A 16,044-nucleotide genomic window follows, 5' to 3' on the forward strand; every position below is an offset into this window, starting at 1 on the left:
CCATGACCACCGCCACCGTGAAGGACCTCTACCCGACCCGCGGCACCGCCGAGGTGACCGTCCCCCGTCAGGACCCCGTCCTGTGGGGTGCCCCGGACACCCCGGGTCCGATCGGGACGGCCGATCTCCAGGCGTACGAGCGGGACGGCTTCCTCGCCGTCGACCAGCTGATCGGCCCGGACGAGGTCGAGGTCTGCAAGCGTGAGCTGGACCGGCTGGTCGCCGACCCGGCGATCCGTGCCGACGAGCGCTCGATCGTGGAGCCCGGGTCCAAGGAGATCCGCTCGGTCTTCGAGGTGCACCGGATCAGCGAGGTGTTCGCGAACCTGGTGCGCGATCCGCGCGTGGTCGGCCGCGCCCGGCAGATCCTCGGCTCGGACGTGTACGTCCACCAGTCCCGGATCAACGTCAAGCCGGGTTTCGGCGCGAGCGGCTTCTACTGGCACTCGGACTTCGAGACCTGGCACGCCGAGGACGGCCTGCCGAACATGCGCACGGTGTCCGTCTCCATCGCGCTGACCGAGAACCACGACACCAACGGCGGCCTGATGATCATGCCGGGTTCGCACCGGACGTTCCTGGGCTGCGCCGGTGCCACGCCGAAGGACAACTACAAGAAGTCCCTTCAGATGCAGGACGCGGGCACGCCGTCGGACGAGGCGCTGACCGCGCTGGCGGGCGAGCACGGCATCCGGCTGTTCACCGGCAGGGCCGGCTCGGCGACCTGGTTCGACTGCAACGCCATGCACGGCTCCGGCGACAACATCACGCCGTTCCCGCGCAGCAACGTCTTCATCGTGTTCAACAGCGTGGAGAACACGGCGGTGGAGCCGTTCGCGGCGCCGGTGCGGCGGCCGGAGTTCATCGGGGCGAGGGACTTCACCCCGGTGCGGTAGCCGCCCCCCGACCACCGGGCCGGGGCCTCCTCGTGTGGGACGGGAGGCCCCGGCCCGGTCGTGCCGGCCGGACGGCGGCCGGCGGGTCAGCCGGCCAGCGCCTCCAGCAGCCGGTCCACGTCGGCGGCCGTGTTGTACAGGTGGAAGGCCGCGCGCAGGTTGCCCGCGCGGTCGGAGACCTCGATGCCCGCCTCGCTCAGCCCGGCCTGCCGGGAGCCCAGTGCGGGAACCGAGACGATCGCCGAGCCCGGGGCGGGCACCGGCTCGTGACCGAGGCCGGCGAGACCGGCGCGGAACCGGTCGGCGAGGGCGACGTCGTGGGCGTGCACGGCGTCCACCCCGAGTTCCTCGATCAGCTCCAGCGAGCGCCGCAGTCCCGCGAAGGTGAACAGCGCGTGGGTGAGGTCGAACCGCCGGGCGGAGCGGGCGAGCTCGGCCACCGGGCCGTAGCAGCTGTCCCACGGCCGCTCGGCCGCGACCCAGCCGGCGAGCAGCGGGGTCAGCCCGCCGAAGTCTTCGGGGACGGTGAGGAAGGCGGCGCCGTGCGGACCCAGCAGCCACTTGAAGGAGACGCTCGCGGTGAAGTCGTAGGCGTCCGCCTCCACCGGGAGCCAGCCGGCGGCCTGGGAGAAGTCGACGTAGGTGCGGGCGCCGTGGGCGCGGGCGGCCTCGCGCAGGGCGGTCAGGTCGGCGATCCGGCCGTCGGCGGACTGGGCGGCGCTGACCGCGACGAGCGCGGTGCCCGGCCGGACGGACTCGGCGATCCGCTCCAGCGGGACCGTGCGGACCTTGAGGTCGCCGCGGACGTGGAAGGCGTTGAGCACGGAGGTGAAGTCGTCCTCGGCGGTGAGGACTTCGGCGCCCGCCGGGAGCGAGGCGGCGATCACACCGGTGTGCGCGGCGACCGAGGCGCCCGCCGCGACCCGGGTGACCGGGACGCCGGCGAGCCGGGCGAACGCGGCCCGGCTCGACTCCACGTCCTCGTACAGCGGGGTCAGCGGCCGGCCCTCGGCCCGCATGAGCGCCGCCTCCTGGAGGGCGGCGACGGTGCGGGCCGGCAGCAGGCCGTTGCTCGCGGTGTTGAGGTAGATGCTCTTCGGGGTGAACTCGGCGCGGACGAGGCTCTCGAACGTCTCCGTGGGCTCCATGGGTCCACTCTGCGGCCCAGGGAACTACACGTCCATCGCGAACTTTTACGTGGTTCCTCTTAGCGGCGCTTATACGACCGCCCCGACCTGCGCTTTCAGCCCTGCTGCGGGACCGCGCACCCGTCCGGCCCGCACGCCTGGGCGTCACCCTGCTCGACGAGCCTCAGCGGCGAGCGCTCGCCCCAGGCCTGGGTGAGCGCCTGGGTGAAGACCTCGGCGGGCTGGGCGCCGGAGACGCCGTACGTCCGGTCGAGGACGAAGAACGGCACCCCGGTCGCGCCGAGCTGGGCGGCCTCGCGCTCGTCGGCGCGGACCTCGTCGGCGTAGCGGGCGGGGTCGGCGAGCACCGCGCGGGCGGCGTCGGCGTCCAGTCCCGCCTCGACGGCCAGCTCCACCAGGCGTTCGTCGCCCTCGGTGAAGACGGACCGCTCCTCGGCGAAGTTCGCCCGGTAGAGGATCTGGATCAGCTCGTCCTGCCGGCCCCGCTCCTTGGCGAAGTGCAGCAGGCGGTGCATGTCGAAGGTGTTGCCGTGGTCGCGGTCCCGGGTGCGGTAGTCCAGGCCCTCGGCGGCGGCCTGGGCGGCCAGGTTGTCCTCGCCGGCCTGGGCCTGCGCCTCGCTCATGCCGTACTTCCTGGTCAGCATGGTGAGCACCGGCTGGACGTCGCCCTTGGCGCGGCCCGGGTCCAGTTCGAAGGAGCGGTGCACCACCTCGACGTAATCGCGGTGCGGGAAGGCAGCCAGCGCCTTCTCGAAGCGGGCCTTGCCCACGTAGCACCAGGGGCAGGCGATGTCGCTCCAGATCTCGACGCGCATGTCTTCGGTTCTCTCCAGGTCGTACGGGCGCGGGGGCTCTCCCCGACCGGTGCGTGAACGTTCAAGCAGCCGGTTTCATTCCCGGGCCGCCGCGCCCGCGAGCCTCAGCCACCGTCCCGCAGGCCGCCCGGCCCGCCGGGCCGGAACGCGATGTGGTCGTACCTCACCGCGCACCCCTCCCCCACCGGCGACTGCGCCATGAACCCGACCAGCACGGCACCCGCCTCCTCCTCCCCCAGGGTGAAGAACCGGACGAAGGTCCAGCGCACGCCGTCCCGGGAGGCGTGGAAGGCGAAGGCCCGCCCCGTCCGGCTGACCCGCAGCCACACCGAGTCCCCGTCCACCGTGAAGGAGTTGGCGTCGTCGGAGCGCCCCCGGGTGACCACCGTGCACACGGTGGGCACGTCCGGGGAGTACTCCAGACAGAGCTTGGCCCAGGCCCGCTCGCCCGCGTGGACGTACAGCACCCCGGCGTCGAACGCGTCCCGGAACCCCACGGAGACCCGGGCGACCAGCCGGAAGTCCCCTTCCGGCGGCGCGCCGAGCAGCCGGGGCGCGTCGGAGGCGGGTTCCAGTGCGTCACCGTCCGGCGGCACGAACCGGTCCTGACGCGGCCCGGCCCGCCCGGTCAGCACACCGTCCTCGTAGGACCAGTGACCGTCCGGGCCGTGGGCCTCGAGCGGGAAGGGCACCTCGGGAATGTCCAAGTCCGTCTGCCTCTCCTCACCCTCCTCGGCGCTACCGCTCCAGAATCCCGTTGAACCGCCGCGGGAGCCCCAGGGGGTTGTCGTCCTTCAGCTCGTCCGGCAGCAGGGCCTCGGGCGCGTTCTGGTAGACCACCGGCCGCAGCCACCGCTCGATGGCGGTACCGCCGACGGACGTCGACGTGGACGTGGTGGCCGGGTAAGGCCCCCCGTGATGCTGCGCGGGCGCCACCGCGACCCCCGTCGGCCAGCCGTTGACCAGCACACGCCCGGCGAGCGGCGTCAGCTCGGCGAGCAGCTCCGGGCCCCGCCCCCGCCCGGCGGCCTCGTCCGAGGACACCTGGACGGTCGCCGTGAGGTTGCCGGGCAGCCGCGACAGCACCGCCGTGGCCTCGGCCTCGTCCGCGTAGCGGGCCACCACGGTGACCGGCCCGAAGCACTCCTCCAGCAGCAGGTCGTACGCGCCCCGCGTGGCCAGCTTCTGCGCCGGCACCGTGAGGAACCCGGCGCTGACCGCGTGTTCGCCGCCCGCGCCCGGGGTGACCGGCGACTCGACGTCCGGCAGCTCGGCGCGCTCGGCGACCCCGGCGACGAAGTTGTCCCGCATGCGGTGGTCGAGCAGCACCCCGGCGTCGGTGTCGCTGACGGCGTCGGTCAGGGACTTCACCAGCCGGTCGCCGGCCGCGCCGGACGGCACCAGCACCAGGCCGGGCTTGACGCAGAACTGGCCCACACCGAGCGTCATCGACCCGGCGAGCCCGCCGCCGATCTCCTCGGCCCGCTCGGCCGCGGCGGCCTCGGTGACCAGGACCGGGTTCAGCGAGCCGAGTTCGCCGTGGAACGGGATCGGCACCGGGCGCGCGGCGGCGGCGTCGAACAGCGCCCGCCCGCCGCGCACCGAGCCGGTGAAGCCGGCCGCGGCGACCAGCGGGTGCTTGATCAGCTCGACGCCCGCCTCGAAGCCGTGCACGAGTCCGACGACGCCCGCGGGGATGCCGTGCTCGGCGGCGGCCCGGCGCAGCACCTTGGCGACCAGCTCGGACAGGGCGGGGTGGTCGGGGTGGGCCTTGACGACGACCGGGCAGCCGGCGGCCAGCGCGCTCGCGGTGTCGCCGCCGGCGACGGAGAAGGCGAAGGGGAAGTTGGAGGCGGAGTAGACGGCGACGACGCCGAGCGGCACCTTGTAGCGGCGCAGGTCCGGGACGGGCGGGGTGGCGGTGTCGTCGGGGTGGTTGATGATGACGTCGAGGAAGGCGCCCTCGTCGACGATGTCGGCGAAGGCCCGCAGCTGGTAGCAGGTGCGGGCGAGTTCGCCGGTCAGCCGGGCGGGGCCGAGCGCGGTCTCGGCGTCGGCGGTCTCGACGAGGCCGTCCTTCGCCGCGTCGAGACCCGCGGCGGCCGAGCGCAGGAACGCGGCGCGGACCGCGCGGTCGGTGAGGGCGTCGCGCGCGGCGTGGGCCGCCCGGACGGCCGCGTCCACCTCCTGGGCTGTGGCCTCCACCGCAACCTGTTCACGCTGCTTCCCGGTGCGCGGGTCGACACTCCAGACTGGTGCTGCTGCCACCGCGGGTCCCTCCCAGTAAAGGCCGCATTGTCTACGACGATCCAGGCTCACCCATCAGCCGCGTTCGATATACTGAACGCTGTCTCTGATGATGAATACGCTGCTCGGAGACTATATAACTCAGGTCCTGTCGAACGAAGGGGTCAAGGGCGATGACGGCAGGCGACACAGGGGGCGGGGCGCAGGTCAAGTCCGCGGTACGGACCGTTGAGCTGCTCGAATACTTCGCCGGCCGGCCCGGTATGCACTCCCTCGCGGCCGTCCAGGAGGCCGTGGGATATCCCAAGTCCAGCCTGTACATGCTGCTGCGCACGCTCGTGGAGCTGGGCTGGGTGGAGACGGACGCGACGGGCACGCGGTACGGCATCGGGGTGCGGGCGCTGCTGGTCGGTACGTCGTACATCGACGGCGACGAGGTGGTGGCCGCCGCCCGCCCGACCCTGGACCGGCTCTCCGACGACACCACGGAGACCATCCACCTGGCCCGGCTCGACGGGACCAACGTGGTCTACCTGGCCACCCGCCAGTCCCAGCACTACCTGCGGCCCTTCACCCGCGTCGGCCGCCGGCTCCCGGCCCACTCCACCTCCCTCGGCAAGGCGATCCTCGCCAGCTACACCGACGAGCAGGTGCGCAAGCTGCTGCCTCAGACGCTGCCCGCGCTCACCGAGCACACCATCACCGACCGGGAGAAGCTCATCGAGGAGCTGCACCAGGTACGGGAGCAGGGCTTCGCGGTCGACCGCGAGGAGAACACGCTGGGCCTGCGCTGCTTCGGCGTGGCGATCCCGTACCGCACGCCCGCGCGCGACGCCATCAGCTGCTCGGTGCCGGTGGCCCGGCTGACCCCCGCGCACGAGCAGATGATCAAGGACGCGCTGTTCGACGCGCGGGACCGGCTGACGCTGGCGACGCGCAGGCTCTGACCCGCGCCGGCCGCGGTCCGGGGGCCGTAGGCTCGGTGGCATGGAGATCACGCTGCGGGCCGTACGGGACGGCGACCTGCCGGTGTTCTGCCGGCAGATGACCGACCCGGAGGCCCTGCGGATGGCCGCGTTCGGCCCGGAGGACCCGTACGACCCTCAGGCCCTCGCGGCCTACTGGCAGCGCGTACGGAACTCCTCCGACGTGCTGCGCACGGTCCTGGCCGACGGGGAGGTGGCCGGCAGCACAGCCGTCTACGGCGTGGCCGGCGAGCGCGAGGTGACGTACTGGATCGGCCGCGCCTACTGGGGCCGGGGCGTGGCGACGGCCGCGCTGCGGGCCCTGCTCGCCGAGGTCCCCGAACGGCCGCTGTACGCGCGCGCCGCGGCCGACAACCACGCGTCGCTGCGCGTCCTGGAGAAGTGCGGCTTCCGGGAGGCGGCCCGCGCCCGGGGGTACGCGAACGCCCGGGGCCGCGAGATCGAGGAGGTCGTGCTGATCCTGGAGGGCTCCTGACGTCGCCCCTCGGCGCACGGACGACATGAACGCGTGATGAGAATCCGGGCCGAACGGGAACGATCGCCCCCGTCCCGGTCGTCTTCCCGGCGGGATGAACAAGACGATCAGGCGGGCGTCCGTCTTCGCGCTGCTGCTCGTGCTCGCCCTGCTGGTCAGGGCCACGTGGTTGCAGGTCTACGACGGCAAGGCCCTCGCGGACGACAACGACAACCGGCGGAACGCGATCGCGACCTACTCGCGGCCGCTCGGGAACATCATCGTGGCCGGGAACGCGATCACCGGCTCGACGCGGACGAAGGGGAGCGACCTCGCGTACAAACGCACCTACACGGACGGCGAGCTGTACGCGGCGGTGACGGGTTACGCCTCACAGGCCTACGCCCCCACCCAGCTGGAGGGCGTCTACAAGGACGTGCTCAACGGCACCGACAACCGGCTGAAGACCGTGATGGACACCGTCACCGGCGAGCGCGCCGAACCGGGCGAGGTGCTGACGACGATCGACCCGGCGGTGCAGAAGGCGGCCTACCGCGCGCTCGGCGACAAGAAGGGCGGGGCCGTCGCGATCGACCCGAAGACCGGCAGGATCCTCGCCGTGGTGTCGACGCCGTCGTACGACCCCTCCGCGCTCACCGACGCGAACACGGCCGGCAAGGCCTGGAAGACGCTCAACGCGGACAAGGACAAGCCGCTCACCAACCGCGCGCTGCGCCAGCCGCTGCCCCCGGGCTCGACGTTCAAGCTGGTCGTCGCGGCGGCCGCGCTGGAGGACGGGCTGTACGACAACGTCGACGAGCCGACCGACAGCCCCGACCCGTACCGGCTGCCGGGTACGGTGACCGACCTGGCGAACGAGAACAAGTCCGCACCCTGCCGTAACGCCTCGATCCGCGTCGCCCTGCGGTACTCGTGCAACAACGTCTTCGGCCACATGGCCGTCCGGCTCGGCCAGGACAAGGTGAGGGCCATGGCCGAGAAGTTCGGCTTCGACGACGACGCGCAGGACGTTCCGGTGCGGGCCTACGCCAGCGTGTACCCGTCCGGAATGGACCAGGCGCAGACCGCGCTGTCCGGCATCGGCCAGTTCGACGTCACCGCGACCCCGCTCCAGATGGCCATGGTGTCCGCGGCCATCGCCAACGGCGGCAAGCTGGTCTCGCCGCACATGGTCTCGCAGATCACCGACAGCGGCGGCGACGTGCTGAAGGACTACGACGACAGCGCCGGCACCAAGGAGATCGTCAGCTCCACCACCGCCGAGCAGCTCCGGTCGGCGATGGAGACGGTGGTGAAGGACGGCACCGGCACGAACGCGCTGATCGACGGGGTGACCGTCGGCGGCAAGACCGGTACCGCCCAGCACGGCGAGAACAACAGCAAGACGCCGTACGCCTGGTTCACCTCCTACGGCAAGTCCGGCGGCAACGGCAAGGAGGTGGCCGTCGCGGTGATGGTGGAGCAGTCGGACGCGGCCCGCTCGGAAGTGAGCGGCAACGGGCTGGCGGCGCCGGTGGCCAGGGCGATGATGCAGGCGGCCCTGAAGTAGTCCCTCACCTCACCCCGAGGAGCTGCTCCACCGGGTCGATCGCGAAGTACACCAGGAAGAGGGCCGAGACCGCCCACAGCAGCCAGTTGACCTCGCGTGCCCTGCCCACCACCGTCTTGATGAGCACGTAGGCGAGGAACCCGGCGCCGATCCCGTCGGTGATGGAGTACGTGAACGGCATCGCGGCGATGGTGAGGAATGCCGGGACGGCGATCTCGTAGTCGTCCCAGTCGATGTGCTTGACGTGGGTCATCATCAGGAAGCCCACGGCGATCAGCGCGGGCGCCGCCGCCTGGAGCGGGACGATGGTGAGCAGCGGGGTGAGGAAGAGGGCGAGACCGAACAGGCCACCGGTGACCAGGTTGGCGAAGCCGGTGCGGGCGCCCTCTCCGACACCGGCCGCCGACTCGATGTAGGCGGTGTTGGAGGAGGCGGAACCGATGCCGCCGACGACGGCCGCGGCGCCGTCGATGAACAGCACGCGGCCGATGCCGGGCACCTGGCCCCGCTCGTCCAGCAGCCCGGCCTCCGCGGTGATGCCGACGATCGTGCCCATGGCGTCGAAGAAGTCCGACAGGATGAGGGTGAAGACCAGCAGGACGGCGGTGAGGACTCCGGCCTCGGCGAAGCCGCCGAACAGGCTGAAGTGACCGACCAGTCCGAAGTCCGGGGCGGCGACGACCTTGTCGGGGACCTCGGGTGTGGTCAGGCCCCAGCTCTTGATGTCGGCGACGGCGTCGATGACGATCGCGACGACGGTCATCGTCACGATGCTGATGAGGATCGCGCCCTTCACCCTGCGGGCGAGCAGCGCGACGGTGAGCAGCACGCCGAGGCAGAAGACCAGCACCGGCCAGCCGGTGAGCCGGCCGACGGCGCCCAGCTGGACCGGGACGGTGGTGTGGGCGGCGTCCGGGACGCGGCTGACGAACCCGGCGTCGACGAAGCCGATGAAGGCGATGAACAGGCCGATGCCGACGCCGATGGCCTGCTTGAGCTGCTGCGGGATCGCGTTCATGACCGCTTCCCGCAGACCGGTGAGCACCAGCACGCAGATGACGACGCCTTCGAGGACGACCAGACCCATGGCGTCCGCCCAGCTCATCAGCGGGGCGAGCTGGAAGGCGACGACGGCGTTGAGGCCGAGTCCGGCGGCGATGGCGAGGGGCAGATTGCCGCCGACGCCCATGACGACCGTCATCACGCAGGCCACCAGGGCGGTGGCGGTGACGAGTTGGCCGGTGTCCAGGGTGTGCCCGAACTTGTCCTTGGCGCTCCCCAGGATGATCGGGTTCAGGACGAGGATGTAGGCCATGGTGAAGAACGTGGCGAAGCCGCCGCGTATCTCGCGTCCGAGCGTGGATCCCCGCTCGGAGATCCTGAAGTACCGGTCGACGGACATGGTCCCACTCCTCGTCACCTGAAGATCGGTCGGCGGATGCTGGCTGGATTGTTCCCCTCTCGAACCCGGTACAGGTTTTCTCCGTGTTACGTCCTCGGGTTCGGCCCGGCATACGGCGCCCGGCCCCCGCACGAGGCTTCCCTCCCCGGCCACCGCCACGGCACGGTGCTGCCGGTGGCGGGGGCCGGGTACGAGCGGCTGCTCAGGAGGTACGGACGGGCTCAGCCGACGAAGTACGTCGGGTTCGGCAGCTTGTACGTCCGGTCGGCGTGACCGCCGTCGAGGTCCGAGTACTGGTCGCCGAAGTTGGCGATGATCTCGTAGCCCAGGTCGTCCTCGATGTGCTCGCGCGTCCCGGACTTGTACTGCACGGTCGTGCAGTTCCAGGTGCCCGGGGTGGCGCAGTCCTTCAGGTAGGCCGGCGGGTTGGCCTTGTCCTTGAGGAACACGTGGCCGGCGTCGAGGTTCACGTCGGCGCCGACCTTCTTCAGGTTCTCCACGGCGGCGGCGCGCTGGGCCTCGCTCAGGCCGGAGTTGTAGAAGACCTCGACGCCCTTGGACGCGGCGTAGCGCACGAGCTCCGGGCTGCCGAAGACGGCGGGCCGGTCGGCGCGGTTCACGTAGTCGTTCCAGGTGCCGGAGTTGTACGTGTAGTTGTACCGCTTCTCGTAGTCGAGGCTGAGCAGCAGCGTGTCGTCGATGTCGAAGACGACGGCCGGCCTCTCACCCCTGTGGTGCGCCTTGCGGGCCGCCTTGTCGATGTAGCTCCTGGCGTCGCCGTCCAGCCGCGCCAGGTCCTTGGCGTACGGGCTGTCCGGGGACGCCTGGTAGACGCCGTCGCTGTCGGCGGTGGTGCCGTAGTAGGTGTCGATGTCCTTCACCAGGACCCCGATGTTGTACGGCTCGTGGGTGGAGTTGGCCGTCGACTGACCGGCACCGGCCGCGCCCGCGCCGTACAGCGCCGCACCGGCGACGACACAGGCGGCACCGGCCGCCACCGCCTTGAGGGACTTCCGCATGAATGCTCCGGATCTGATGGGTGAAGTTGATGTATCGGGCCGGAGACTGTCTACGCGCATCACACACACAGGGCGAGCCCTGTTATCCGATCGATACGCGGCCCTCGGCGAGCGGCGGAAGGCCGGCCGCATCGGAGACCGGTCCGGTGTGAGGATCAGAAGGCCGTGTCCGTGCGGCGGCGCTTCCGTCCGGGTGTCCAGTCCCCGAGGCAGGCCGCCGGTGTCGCCGACCCGGCCCGGGCGGCGTCGAGTTGAGGCCGGTTCTCCGGGACGGCGACGACCGCGCCGGGACCGGTGTCGCGGTACTCGGCGAACCGCTGGTTCTGCCACGGGTGGGCCGCCGACATGTCGGTGTAGGGGGCCACCACGTCGATGCCGGGGCCGAGCCAGGTGTCGCGCACGGTGAGCATCGGGCGGGCCGTGGGGTCGCGGAGCCGGGCACCCAGGGGCGGGCCGGCTTGTAGGCGGCGTCCGGGGCCCCGCTGGTGACGCGGGCGTGCGTGACCAGGAAGCCGCGCGGGTTGGCCGCGGCCGTGGAGGGCGCGAACACGAAGCCGTAGGGCGCCGCGGCGAGGTCGGTCCGGTTCAGGGTGCTAAAGCGGCAGCGGTCGAACACCGCCGTCGCCCGGCCGAAGACGAAGTCCACGTCACCCTCGACATGACAGTGGGCGTAGTACTGGCGGGCCGGTGACCGTCGCCGACCCGGAGGTTCCGTAGGTGCCGCCGGGCTTGGGCGTGCCGGCCGCGCGGTCGTACACGACCACCACGTCCCGGGGGTTCTCACAGGCGCCGATCCAGGTCATCTCCGTACGGCCGGCGTCGACGGCGACCGTCTCCCGGTAGGTGCCGGGGACGATCACGAGGGTGCGGCCGGTTCCGGTGGCGGCGGTCACCGCGGCCTGCACGGAGGTGAAGTCGCCGCGGCCGTGCGGGTCGACGTACAGGGTGTCCGGGGTGAGGCGGCGGGCCGGGGTGCCGTAGCGGCCGAACGGGCGCGGCACGGCCTGCGCGGGGACGGAGGCGAGGGCGGGCGCGGTCGCGGCCCCGGCACTCGCGGCGAGGAAACCCCGTCGGGTCAAGGGCGTGGACGTGCTCCTTCTCAGGACGGTTCGGGGGGAGGGACGACCGGGCCGGGGCCGCGCCCGGCCCGGTGGGGTCGGCGCGGTCAGCGCAGGTGTCCGGCGCCCGCGCGGTGGTCGACGAGGCCGGGCACGGCCCGCGGCCGGTCCACCCGGGTCCGCAGGACCGGTGTCCAGCCGGCCCCGGACCGGAGGATCTCGCCGGGCACCTGCGCGTTGTGGACGGCGACGAGGTCCGTCGGCGCGCCGTTGACGTGGTTGTCGGCGGCGGTGACCGGCGCCTCCTTCCACTCGTCCTTCAGGTGGGGCAGGGTGATGTGCCAGAACCGCTTGAGCCGGCCGGCCCCGTCGACCTCGGCGGCCTCGTACAGGTCCCGGTTGACGGACTGGAGGTCCGCGAGGACGAGGATCGCGAAGAACGGCACCCCGCGCCACAGGTCGGCGACCACCGCCGCCGGGAACACCGTGGAGGTGTCCGAGAGCCAGCTGGTGCCGTAGGAGCCGAGCCCCGCGTCGGCGAGGTAACGGGTGATGCCCGTCTGGGAGTTGTAGAGCAGCACCCAGATGGCGGAGGTCAGCACACCGGAGACGGCCCAGGGCGAGAAGACGAGCGCGCGGCCCGGCGCCCGCCCCACGAAGCTCTGGTTGACGATGAGCGCGAGGGCGAGGCCGGACAGCAGCTGGAGTCCGACTTCCACCACGACCCACTGGGCGCTGAAGGTCAGCGTGTCCCAGAACTGCGGGTCGTGGGCGAAGGCCTGGGTGAAGTTGTCCAGGCCCGCGAAGCCGTCCCGCCACGGCTTGGTGGGGTTGTAGTTCCGCAGGCTGTAGGAGAAGACGCTGAGCACCGGGTAGGCGATGAAGCCCAGCAGTGCAGGAAGCGCTTGCTACGTACACGTGCGTGAGGTGTGGCGGGACGGTGGCGGGGGGCCTCAGCCGGCGTACGGGTCCGGCACGGTGCCCGGGCGGGCCAGGAACTCGAAGTCGCAGCCGGTGTCGGCCTGCGTGATCTGCTCGTTGTACAGGGCGCCGTAGCCGCGCTCGTACCGGGCCGGCGGCGGCGTCCACCCGGCCCGCCTGCGCTCCAGCTCCTCGTCGTCCACGTGGAGGTGGAGGCTGCGGGCGTCGACGTCCAGGGTGACGAGGTCGCCGGTGCGCACGAGGGCCAGCGGGCCGCCGACGTACGACTCCGGTGCGACGTGCAGCACGCAGGCGCCGTAACTCGTGCCGCTCATGCGGGCGTCGGAGATGCGGACCATGTCCCGCACGCCCTGCTTCAGCAGGTGGTCCGGGATCGGCAGCATGCCGTACTCGGGCATGCCCGGCCCGCCCTTGGGGCCGGCGTTGCGCAGCACCAGCACGCTGTCGGCGGTGATGCCGAGCGCCGGGTCGTTGACGGTGCGCTGCATGGTCCGGTAGTCGTCGAAGACGACGGCCGGGCCGGTGTGCTTGAGCAGGCGCGGCTCGGCGGCGATGTGCTTGATGACCGCGCCGTCCGGGCAGAGGTTGCCGCGCAGCACGGCCACCCCGCCCTCGCGCGCGACCGGGTTGTCCCGGGGCCGGATGACGTCGTCGTCGTGCACCCGGGCGCCGGCGAGCTGCTCGCGCAGGGTGTCGTGCGCCACCGTCGGCCGGTCCAGGTGGAGCAGGTCGGTGATCCGGGAGAGGAACCCGGGCAGACCGCCCGCGAAGTGGAAGTCCTCCATCAGGTACCTCCGGCCGCCGGGGCGGACGTTGGCGAGGACCGGGACCGTGCGGGCGATGCGGTCGAAGTCGTCCAGGGTGAGCCGGACGCCCGCCCGGCCCGCCATGGCGATCAGGTGGATCACGGCGTTGGTGGAGCCGCCCAGGCCGAGCACGGTGGTGACGGCGTCCTCGAAGGCCTCGCGGGTGAGGATGCCGGACAGACCGCGGTCCCGGTGGACCAGCTCGACGGCGGTCAGGCCCGCCCGCGCCGCCATCCGGTCGTGCCCGGAGTCCACCGCCGGGATGCTGGACGCGCCCGGCACGGTCACCCCGAGCGCCTCGGCGGCGGCGGTGAGCGTGGACGCCGTACCCATCGTCATGCAGTGGCCGGGCGAGCGGGCCAGGCCGCTCTCCAGCTCGGCCATCTCGCAGTCGCCGATGAGGCCGGCCCGCTTGTCGTCCCAGTACTTCCACATGTCGGTGCCCGAGCCGAGGACCTCGCCTCGCCAGTGGCCCGGGAGCATGGGGCCGGCGGGCACGAAGACGGCGGGCAGGCCGACGGAGGCGGCTCCCATCAGCAGCGCGGGCGTGGACTTGTCGCAGCCGCCCATGAGGACCGCGCCGTCGACCGGGTAGGAGCGCAGCAGCTCCTCGGTCTCCATGGCGAGCAGGTTGCGGTAGAGCATGGGGGTCGGCTTCTGGAAGGTCTCGCTGAGGGTGGAGACCGGGAACTCCAGCGGGAAGCCGCCCGCCTGCCACACCCCGCGCTTGACGGCCTGGGCGCGGTCGCGGAGGTGGACGTGGCAGGGGTTGATGTCGGACCAGGTGTTGAGGATCGCGATGACCGGCTTGCCGAGGTGCTCCTCCGGCAGGTAGCCGAGCTGGCGGGTACGGGCGCGGTGGCTGAAGGAGCGGAGTCCGTCGGTGCCGTACCACTGGTGGCTGCGCAGTTCCCCGGGCTTCTTGCGGGGTGCGTTCATATGGACCACCCGGCGGCGATGGCGGCGACCTCGGCGCGCTCGTCCTCGGGAAGCGGCCTGCTCGGCGGGCGGACGTCCCGGCGGCACAGGCCGAGCGCGGCGAGGGCCTCCTTGACGATGGTGACGTTGTTGGCGTTGCCGTGCGCGGCGCGCAGTTCCTCGAAACGGCGGATCTGCTCCCAGACCTTCATGGCGGCCGGGTAGTCCCCGGCGCGCAGCGCCTCGATCATGTTCAGCGAGACGGCCGGGGCGACGTTGACGAGTCCGGAGGTGAAGCCGGTGGCGCCGGCGGAGAAGTAGGAGGGCGCGTACGGCTCGGCGAGTCCCGCGACCCACACGAAGCGTTCCAGGCCCGCGTCCCGGGCGAAGGCGGCGAACCGGGCGGCGTCCGGGACGGCGTACTTGACGCCGATGACGTTCGGGCAGTGGTCGGCGAGTTCGGCGAGCCGGGCGCCGGGCAGCTGGGCGTTGCGCAGGTACGGCACCACGCCCAGCTCCGGGACGGCCTCGGCGATGGCCCGGTGGTAGTCGACCCAGCCGGCCGCCGAGACGTACGGGTGCACGGGCTGGTGGACCATCACCATGTGGGCGCCGAGGTCGCGGGCGTGCCGGGCGGAGGCGACGGCGGTGGGCAGGTCGTGCCCGATGCCGACCAGCAGGGTGGCCCGGCCGCCGGCCTCCTCGGCGGTCGACTCGGTGACGAGCCGGCGCTCTTCGGGGGTGAGGGCGTAGAACTCGCCGGTGTTGCCGCACGGAGTGAGGGTCCTGATCCCGCCTTCGAGCAGACGGCGCAGCAGGGCCCGGTGGGTCTGGAGGTCGACGGAGCCGTCCTCGGCGAACGGCGTCACCGGGATGGCCACCACGTCCGCCAGGGCCGCCCGTTGGCGCTCGAAGGTCACGCTGCTCATCTCTGGCCCTCCTCTGGGCGGGGCTCGGGGAACGCACGGCGCACGAAGGACGCGATGTGCGCGTGCAGGGCGCTCGCGGCGCCGTCGGCGTCACCGTCCAGCGCGAGCCGCAGGATCTCCCGGTGTTCGGCGGCCTCCCGCTCCCAGGAGGGGTCGGCGGCCCAGGCCACGGCGGAGACGAGGGCGGCCTGGTCGCGGACCTCGTCCAGCATCCGGCCGAGCAGCGGGTTGCCGCACGGCAGGTAGAGGGCGCGGTGGAACTCCCGGTTGGCGAGGGAGCGTTCGGCGGCGTCGGCGGCGGCGTCGGCGCGGGTCAGCGCGTCCCGCGCGGCGTCGAGGGACGCGCCCCGCGCGACGGCCCGGCGCAGGGCCTCGGGTTCGAGCAGCAGCCGTACGTCGTAGACCTCGCGTGCCATGTCCGCGTCGACCATGCGCACCGTGACGCCCTTGTACTGGCTCATCACCACGAGTCCGGTCCCGGCGAGGGTCTTCAGCGCCTCGCGCACCGGGGTCTTGGACACCCCGAACTGCGCGGCCAGTTCCGCCTCCACCAGGGCCTGACCGGGCGTCAGCAGCCCGGTCAGGATGCGGTGTTTGATCGCGTCGAGCACGTACTGGGTGCGGGACGGGATCGGGGTGGGCACAGAGGTCATGCGGCCCTCTCGGATCTCACATATCGCGTCTCATATATGACGTACGAAGTACGACGCGTCGAAGGTAGGAGGGGGCCCTGTTGTCGTCAATGGTTGTGACAGAGGAAGTCGGGCGGGGACCGGGGGAGGCCGGCGTGCGGGCGGGACCCGGATCGCGGTGAGCCGCGCCGCAATCCGTGTGCCGCCGCAACGCGGCGAACG

General features: G+C 72.1%; 13 protein-coding genes and 2 pseudogenes. 4 read left to right on the plus strand and 11 right to left on the minus strand.

Annotated elements, in window-relative coordinates; translation table 11 throughout:
* Nucleotides 1-2: 2 nt before the first annotated feature.
* Nucleotides 3-896, plus strand: coding sequence for an ectoine hydroxylase (gene thpD / locus LG395_RS09680; RefSeq protein ID WP_171157526.1), 894 nt, complete (start codon nt 3-5; stop codon nt 894-896).
* Between the two features lie 86 nt (nt 897-982).
* On the opposite strand, the gene LG395_RS09685 is transcribed toward thpD, so the two are convergent.
* The 4 genes from LG395_RS09685 to LG395_RS09700 form a co-directional block, all read right to left on the minus strand.
* The gene (locus LG395_RS09685; protein WP_171157524.1) at nt 983-2,044 is read right to left on the minus strand and encodes an aminotransferase class V-fold PLP-dependent enzyme; all 1,062 of its coding nucleotides are present in this window, start codon (nt 2,042-2,044) and stop codon (nt 983-985) included.
* Nucleotides 2,045-2,139: 95 nt separating this feature from the next.
* On the minus strand, nt 2,140-2,859 hold the full coding sequence (locus LG395_RS09690; RefSeq protein WP_225809103.1) for a DsbA family oxidoreductase: 720 nt from the start codon (nt 2,857-2,859) through the stop codon (nt 2,140-2,142).
* 104 nt (nt 2,860-2,963) lie between these two features.
* Nucleotides 2,964-3,566, minus strand: coding sequence for a DUF1349 domain-containing protein (locus LG395_RS09695; RefSeq protein ID WP_225809104.1), 603 nt, complete (start codon nt 3,564-3,566; stop codon nt 2,964-2,966).
* 31 nt (nt 3,567-3,597) lie between these two features.
* Entirely contained in the window at nt 3,598-5,127 is a 1,530-nt protein-coding gene (locus LG395_RS09700; RefSeq protein ID WP_171157518.1) for an aldehyde dehydrogenase (NADP(+)), read from the minus strand.
* A 152-nt stretch (nt 5,128-5,279) separates the two neighbouring features.
* Between LG395_RS09700 and LG395_RS09705 the strand changes: the two genes are divergently transcribed.
* From LG395_RS09705 to LG395_RS09715, 3 genes are all read left to right on the plus strand, one after another.
* Nucleotides 5,280-6,053 carry an IclR family transcriptional regulator gene (locus tag LG395_RS09705; RefSeq protein ID WP_171157516.1) on the plus strand — a complete coding sequence of 258 codons (774 nt, stop codon included), beginning with the start codon at nt 5,280-5,282 and terminating at the stop codon, nt 6,051-6,053.
* A 40-nt stretch (nt 6,054-6,093) separates the two neighbouring features.
* Nucleotides 6,094-6,567, plus strand: a complete 474-nt coding sequence (locus tag LG395_RS09710; protein WP_225809105.1) for a GNAT family N-acetyltransferase — start codon at nt 6,094-6,096, stop codon at nt 6,565-6,567.
* Nucleotides 6,568-6,661: 94 nt separating this feature from the next.
* Nucleotides 6,662-8,116, plus strand: a complete 1,455-nt coding sequence (locus tag LG395_RS09715) for a peptidoglycan D,D-transpeptidase FtsI family protein (protein ID WP_225809106.1) — start codon at nt 6,662-6,664, stop codon at nt 8,114-8,116.
* 4 nt (nt 8,117-8,120) lie between these two features.
* Here the strand turns inward: LG395_RS09715 and LG395_RS09720 are convergent, their stop codons facing one another.
* The 7 genes and pseudogenes from LG395_RS09720 to LG395_RS09750 all read right to left on the minus strand — a co-directional run bounded on the left by LG395_RS09720 (nt 8,121) and on the right by LG395_RS09750 (nt 15,843).
* Complete coding sequence (locus LG395_RS09720) at nt 8,121-9,518, minus strand: NCS2 family permease (RefSeq protein WP_225809107.1); 1,398 nt, start codon at nt 9,516-9,518, stop codon at nt 8,121-8,123.
* Nucleotides 9,519-9,739: 221 nt separating this feature from the next.
* A complete protein-coding gene (locus tag LG395_RS09725; RefSeq protein ID WP_171157510.1) occupies nt 9,740-10,537 on the minus strand; it encodes an HAD family acid phosphatase in 798 nt (265 codons plus the stop codon).
* A 155-nt stretch (nt 10,538-10,692) separates the two neighbouring features.
* Nucleotides 10,693-11,640, minus strand: a pseudogene (locus LG395_RS09730) (pectinesterase family protein).
* A gap of 269 nt (nt 11,641-11,909) precedes the next feature.
* A pseudogene (locus LG395_RS09735) lies at nt 11,910-12,606 on the minus strand (carbohydrate ABC transporter permease); the annotation flags it as partial.
* Nucleotides 12,549-14,282, minus strand: coding sequence for an L-arabinonate dehydratase (gene araD / locus LG395_RS09740; protein WP_225809108.1), 1,734 nt, complete (start codon nt 14,280-14,282; stop codon nt 12,549-12,551). The gene araD and the pseudogene LG395_RS09735, both read right to left, overlap by 58 nt.
* Nucleotides 14,279-15,190 carry a dihydrodipicolinate synthase family protein gene (locus LG395_RS09745; protein WP_225809109.1) on the minus strand — a complete coding sequence of 304 codons (912 nt, stop codon included), beginning with the start codon at nt 15,188-15,190 and terminating at the stop codon, nt 14,279-14,281. The genes araD and LG395_RS09745 overlap by 4 nt, the downstream gene beginning before the upstream one ends.
* On the minus strand, nt 15,187-15,843 hold the full coding sequence (locus LG395_RS09750; RefSeq protein ID WP_225809110.1) for a GntR family transcriptional regulator: 657 nt from the start codon (nt 15,841-15,843) through the stop codon (nt 15,187-15,189). Before LG395_RS09750 ends, LG395_RS09745 begins: the two co-directional genes overlap by 4 nt.
* Between the last annotated feature and the right edge of the window lie 201 nt (nt 15,844-16,044).

This window comes from Streptomyces spinosus, assembly GCF_020400655.1.
Classification (GTDB): domain Bacteria; phylum Actinomycetota; class Actinomycetes; order Streptomycetales; family Streptomycetaceae; genus Streptomyces; species Streptomyces argyrophylli.

What these genes read in the sequence shown, in the direction of transcription:
- LG395_RS09690 (WP_225809103.1), bottom strand. Translation starts at nt 2,859, where the DNA reads ATGCGCGTCGAGATCTGGAGCGACATCGCCTGCCCCTGGTGCTACGTG.
- LG395_RS09715 (WP_225809106.1), top strand. Translation starts at nt 6,662, where the DNA reads ATGAACAAGACGATCAGGCGGGCGTCCGTCTTCGCGCTGCTGCTCGTG.
- LG395_RS09710 (WP_225809105.1), top strand. Translation starts at nt 6,094, where the DNA reads ATGGAGATCACGCTGCGGGCCGTACGGGACGGCGACCTGCCGGTGTTC.
- LG395_RS09705 (WP_171157516.1), top strand. Translation starts at nt 5,280, where the DNA reads ATGACGGCAGGCGACACAGGGGGCGGGGCGCAGGTCAAGTCCGCGGTA.
- LG395_RS09725 (WP_171157510.1), bottom strand. Translation starts at nt 10,537, where the DNA reads ATGCGGAAGTCCCTCAAGGCGGTGGCGGCCGGTGCCGCCTGTGTCGTC.
- LG395_RS09750 (WP_225809110.1), bottom strand. Translation starts at nt 15,843, where the DNA reads ATGACCTCTGTGCCCACCCCGATCCCGTCCCGCACCCAGTACGTGCTC.
- thpD (WP_171157526.1), top strand. Translation starts at nt 3, where the DNA reads ATGACCACCGCCACCGTGAAGGACCTCTACCCGACCCGCGGCACCGCC.
- LG395_RS09745 (WP_225809109.1), bottom strand. Translation starts at nt 15,190, where the DNA reads ATGAGCAGCGTGACCTTCGAGCGCCAACGGGCGGCCCTGGCGGACGTG.
- araD (WP_225809108.1), bottom strand. Translation starts at nt 14,282, where the DNA reads ATGAACGCACCCCGCAAGAAGCCCGGGGAACTGCGCAGCCACCAGTGG.
- LG395_RS09685 (WP_171157524.1), bottom strand. Translation starts at nt 2,044, where the DNA reads ATGGAGCCCACGGAGACGTTCGAGAGCCTCGTCCGCGCCGAGTTCACC.
- LG395_RS09720 (WP_225809107.1), bottom strand. Translation starts at nt 9,518, where the DNA reads ATGTCCGTCGACCGGTACTTCAGGATCTCCGAGCGGGGATCCACGCTC.